Annotated in this window: 2 tRNA genes and 3 rRNA genes; all 5 read right to left on the bottom strand. The window is 49.9% G+C overall.

The annotated features are described in order from the left end of the window. Window positions 1-9 precede the first annotated feature (9 nt). The 5 genes from rrf to AB1763_00240 all read right to left on the bottom strand — a co-directional run bounded on the left by rrf (window position 10) and on the right by AB1763_00240 (window position 5,171). Window positions 10-125: ribosomal RNA gene (gene rrf, locus AB1763_00260) — 5S ribosomal RNA — on the bottom strand. 134 nt (window positions 126-259) lie between these two features. Continuing rightward, window positions 260-3,177 (bottom strand): 23S ribosomal RNA (locus AB1763_00255). 197 nt (window positions 3,178-3,374) lie between these two features. Continuing rightward, window positions 3,375-3,450: transfer RNA gene (locus AB1763_00250), tRNA-Ala, on the bottom strand. A 12-nt stretch (window positions 3,451-3,462) separates the two neighbouring features. After that, window positions 3,463-3,539: transfer RNA gene (locus AB1763_00245), tRNA-Ile, on the bottom strand. A gap of 120 nt (window positions 3,540-3,659) precedes the next feature. Next, window positions 3,660-5,171: ribosomal RNA gene (locus tag AB1763_00240) — 16S ribosomal RNA — on the bottom strand. Together the 16S, 23S and 5S rRNA genes with 2 tRNA genes alongside form the textbook arrangement of a ribosomal RNA operon. Between the last annotated feature and the right edge of the window lie 163 nt (window positions 5,172-5,334).

The raw sequence follows: 5,334 nt of genomic DNA, 5'->3' as shown, positions 1-5,334 counted from the left end.
AATCTTGCGGCCTGGCGGCGACCTACGTTTCCACACCTGAAAGGTGCAGTATTATGAGCGAAGAGGGTCTTAGCTTCCGGGTTCGGAATGGGGCCGGGCGTTTCCCCCTCTCTATAGCCACCAGAGCACGCAAGGAGAAGGTCACCGAGGTGAGCTTGTCCTTGCGGGCTGTGCAAGTGTAATGCGAGGTATTGTTATTGTTAAGTCGTCATCGTAGCTACATTCATTTCACTGCTTATGCTTAATAAGGCGGTGAGCATAAAAAAAGACGAACGTTCTATTAGTACCGGTCAGCTGAAAGCATTACTGCTCTTACACATCCGGCCTATTAACCTTGTAGTCTTCAAGGGAACTTCAGGGAGAGTTCATCTTGGAGTTGGCTTCCCGCTTAGATGCTTTCAGCGGTTATCACATCCGTGCGTAGCTATCCGGCGATGCTCTTGGCAGAACAACCGGTGCACCAGTGGCACGTCCAACCCGGTCCTCTCGTACTAGGGTCAGCTCTCCTCAACTCTCCTGCGCCCACGGAAGATAGGGACCGAACTGTCTCACGACGTTCTGAACCCAGCTCGCGTACCGCTTTAAATGGCGAACAGCCATACCCTTGGGACCTGCTCCAGCCCCAGGATGCGATGAGCCGACATCGAGGTGCCAAACCTCCCCGTCGATGTGAGCTCTTGGGGGAGATCAGCCTGTTATCCCCGGCGTACCTTTTATCCTTTGAGCGATGGCCCTTCCACTCAGAACCACCGGATCACTATGACCGTCTTTCGACTCTGCTCGACTTGTCTGTCTCACAGTCAGGCTGGCTTATGCCATTATACTCTACGAGGGATTTCCAACCCCTCTGAGCCAACCTTTGTAAGCCTCCGTTACTTTTTAGGAGGCGACCGCCCCAGTCAAACTACCCACCAGACAGTGTCCTCCATCAGGATAACTGATGCGAGTTAGCTATCAGAATACTCAAGGGTGGTATCTCAAGGATGCCTCCATTGCCACTGGCGTGACAATATCAACAGCTCCCACCTATCCTGCACATGAGTATCCCAATAGCAATGTCAAGCTATAGTAAAGGTGCACGGGGTCTTTCCGTCTTTCCGCGGGTAGGAGGAATTTTCACCTCCACTACAATTTCACTGGATCCCTGGTTGAGACAGCTCCCATCTCGTTACGCCATTCATGCAGGTCGGTATTTAACCGACAAGGAATTTCGCTACCTTAGGACCGTTATAGTTACGGCCGCCGTTTACTCGTGCTTCAATTCAATGCTTCGCTTGCGCTGACACATCCTTTTAACATTCGAGCACCGGGCAGGCGTCACACCCTATACATCCTCTTACGAGTTAGCAGAGTGCTGTGTTTTTGGTAAACAGTCGGGAGGGACTCTTTGCTGAGACCCGTTTCGGCTCCGGAAGCAAGTTCCTTCACCTACAGCGGGCACACCTTATACCGAAGATACGGTGCTAGTTTGCAGAGTTCCTTAACCAGGGTTCTTCCACGCGCCTTAGAATACTCATCTCACCCACCTGTGTCGGTTTACGGTACGGGCGACATCTGTTCTCGCTTAGAGGCTTTTCTCGGCACGACAGTATCATCGATTCTCCTCGCAGACCGAAGTCCTTGAAGAGCCTGTCAGATCTCGGAGTATTGCAACACGGATTTGCCTGTGTTACCTCCTACGTCCTTCGACCCACTATTCCATCAGTGAGCTCGATTAACTCTATGCGTCCCCCCATCACTCAAACGAACAAATGTCGGTATCGGAATATTAACCGATTTGCCATCGTCTACCCCTTTCGGACTCGACTTAGGTCCCGACTAACCCTACGATGACGAGCATCGCGTAGGAAACCTTGGGTTTACGGCGAAGCAGATTCTCACTGCTTTTATCGCTACTCATGCCTGCATGCTCACTTCCAAACGCTCCAGCACTCCTTACCGGTATACCTTCAACGCTGTTTGGAACGCTCTCCTACCACTCTCTAAAAGAGAATCTAAAGCTTCGGTGTACATCTTAGCCCCGTTATATTTTCAGCGCAGAATCGCTAGATCAGTGAGCTGTTACGCTTTCTTTAAAGGATGGCTGCTTCTAAGCCAACCTCCTGATTGTCTCAGCAACTCCACATCTTTTTCCACTCAGATGTAACTTAGGGACCTTAGCTGTTAGTCTGGGTTGTTCCCCTCTTGACGATTGATTTTATCACCCACCGCCTGACTCCCGAGATTACGCATGAAGTATTCGGAGTTTGAAAGGGTTTGGTACCGCGGTGAGCAGCCCTAGCCCTGTCAGTGCTCTACCCCTTCATGTTACGACTCGAGGCTATACCTAAATATATTTCGGAGAGAACCAGCTATCACTAAGTTTGATTGGCCTTTCACCCCTATCCACAAGTCATCCGGGGGCTTTTCAACGCCCATCGGTTCGGTCCTCCACTGGCTCTTACACCAGCTTCAACCTGCTCATGGATAGATCACTTAGTTTCGGGTCTGCAGCCAGTGACTAAAACGCCCTATTAAGACTCGCTTTCGCTACGGCTTCGCGTTTGCTTAACCTTGCCACTGACCACAACTCGCAGGCTCATTATGCAAAAGGCAGTCCATCACCCTGATAAATCATAGGGCTCTGAATGATTGTAAGCCATAGGTTTCAGGTTCTATTTCACTCCGCTCACCGCGGTTCTTTTCACCTTTCCCTTACGGTACTGGTTCGCTATCGGTCTGGTAGTAGTATTTAGGATTGGAGGGTGGTCCCCCCGGCTTCAGTCAAGATAACACGTGTCCCGACCTACTCTGGATCCTGCTAGCTCATTGTCAATTTCAAGTACGGGGCTATCACCCTCTATGGCCCAACTTTCCAGATGGTTCTTCTATCGACTTTGAATGCCGTATGCAGTCCGCAACCCCGATGGCAAGCCATCGGTTTGTCCTATATCCCATTTCGCTCGCCGCTACTTTGGGAATCTCGTTTGATTTCTTTTCCTTCAGGTACTGAGATGTTTCACTTCCCTGAGTTCGCCCCCCTAAGGGTACTGCACCTCTCGATGCAGTGGGTTGCCCCATTCGGAAATCCCCGGATCAAAGCTTCTTGGCAGCTCCCCGAGGCTTATCGCAGCCTAGTACGTCCTTCATCGCCTCTACCAGCCAAGGCATCCACCTATGGCCCTTAATATCTTTTTCTAATTCGCGCTCACCGCCTTATTAAGAATAAAACGGTGAAATGTTTGTAGTTACGTTAAATTTATAGATTGCTCTATATATTTAGTTGACGACTTAACAATAATAATTCAAATAACACTCTAGACCTATATCTCAAAGTCTAATTCAAATACTCACTCTAAGTACTTGAATCAGACTTATCCGATCGCTTCACACTATGGTGGAGAATAGCGGGATCGAACCGCTGACCTCCTGCGTGCAAAGCAGGCGCTCTCCCAGCTGAGCTAATTCCCCATAAGTGATTCATGGTGGGTTTGAATGGACTCGAACCATCGACCTCACCCTTATCAGGGGTGTGCTCTAACCAGCTGAGCTACAAACCCATACAGCTATGTCAAATAACTCTTGGATCACTGAAGACTAAGCAGGAGATGACAGTCAAGACAATACTCTGTGAGATTTAAGATGACGCAGTCAAATGAATGACTCGTCGTTACTCTTAGAAAGGAGGTGATCCAACCGCAGGTTCTCCTACGGTTACCTTGTTACGACTTCACCCCAGTCGCTAATTCCACCGTAAGCGGTAGCCGGTTTGGCATCCCGATTTCGGGTGAAATCAACTCCCATGGTGTGACGGGCGGTGAGTACAAGACCCGGGAACGTATTCACCGCAGCATAGCTGATCTGCGATTACTAGTGATTCCAGCTTCATGTTCTCGAGTTGCAGAGAACAATCCGAACTGAGAGACGCTTTAAGAGATTGGCTCCACCTCGCGGTATCGCAGCTCTCTGTACGCCCCATTGTAGCACGTGTGTAGCCCTGGCCGTAAGGGCCATGATGACTTGACGTCGTCCTCACCTTCCTCCTCCTTGCGAAGGCAGTCTCCCTAGAGTGCTCGGCCGAACCGTTAGCAACTAAGGACGAGGGTTGCGCTCGTTGCGGGACTTAACCCAACATCTCACGACACGAGCTGACGACAGCCGTGCAGCACCTGTGTGTAGGCTCTGGCAAGCCAGCACCCCCGTATCTCTACAGGGTTCCTACCATGTCAAGGCCAGGTAAGGTTCTTCGTGTATCTTCGAATTAAACCACATGCTCCACCACTTGTGCGGGTCCCCGTCTATTCCTTTGAGTTTTAATCTTGCGACCGTACTCCCCAGGCGGAATGCTTAATCTGTTAAGTGCATCACCGAAGAGACGAGCTCCCCGACGACTAGCATTCATCGTTTAGGGCGTGGACTACCAGGGTATCTAATCCTGTTTGCTCCCCACGCTTTCGTGCCTCAGCGTCAGTATCATCCCAGCAGATCGCCTTCGCTTTTGATATTCCTAGTGATATCTACGGATTTTACCCCTACACCACTAATTCCATCTGCCCCTTCTGAACTCTAGACTCCCAGTTTCAAGCGCAGTTCAATGGTTAAGCCATTGGATTTCACGCCTGACTTAAAAGTCAGCCTACGCACCCTTTACGCCCAGTGATTCCGAGTAACGCTTGCACCCTCCGTATTACCGCGGCTGCTGGCACGGAGTTAGCCGGTGCTTATTCAAGAGGTACCGTCATAATCTTCCCTCTTAAAAGGAGTTTACACACCGAAATGCGTCATCCTCCACGCGGCGTTGCTGCATCAGAGTTTCCTCCATTGTGCAATATTCCTCACTGCTGCCTCCCGTAGGAGTCTGGACCGTGTCTCAGTTCCAGTGTGTCTGATCATCCTCTCAAACCAGATACCCGTCATTGGCTTGGTGAGCCATTACCTCACCAACTACCTGATAGGACATAGGCTGATCCCTTAGCGAAAAACATTTCCCGACTCACCTTATGGTAAGAAGGAGTATGGGGTATTAATCACCGTTTCCAGTGGCTATCCCCCTCTAAGGGGCACATTACCTATGCGTTACTCACCCGTGCGCCACTAATCATGAAGAGCAAGCTCTCCAATCATCGTTCGACTTGCATGTGTTAGGCACGCCGCCAGCGTTCACTCTGAGCCAGGATCAAACTCTCCATAATTGGTGTTTGATCACATAGCCCAAGATATAAAATCATTGGCTTCTATGTAAAAAGTATCTACTACTTAGTAATAAGTAATAGACGGTTATATGTATTGTATTGACATTTAGAAATGTCAGTCGAGCACCGCTCAACCGCCATCCCTGCTTAGTTTTCAATGATC

This window comes from Campylobacterota bacterium (genome assembly GCA_040752835.1).
In the GTDB taxonomy this organism is placed as follows: Bacteria; Campylobacterota; Campylobacteria; order Campylobacterales; family Sulfurimonadaceae; genus Sulfuricurvum.
Note: the sequence above shows the minus strand (reverse complement) of the source record. Positions and strands in the feature narration are given on the sequence as shown.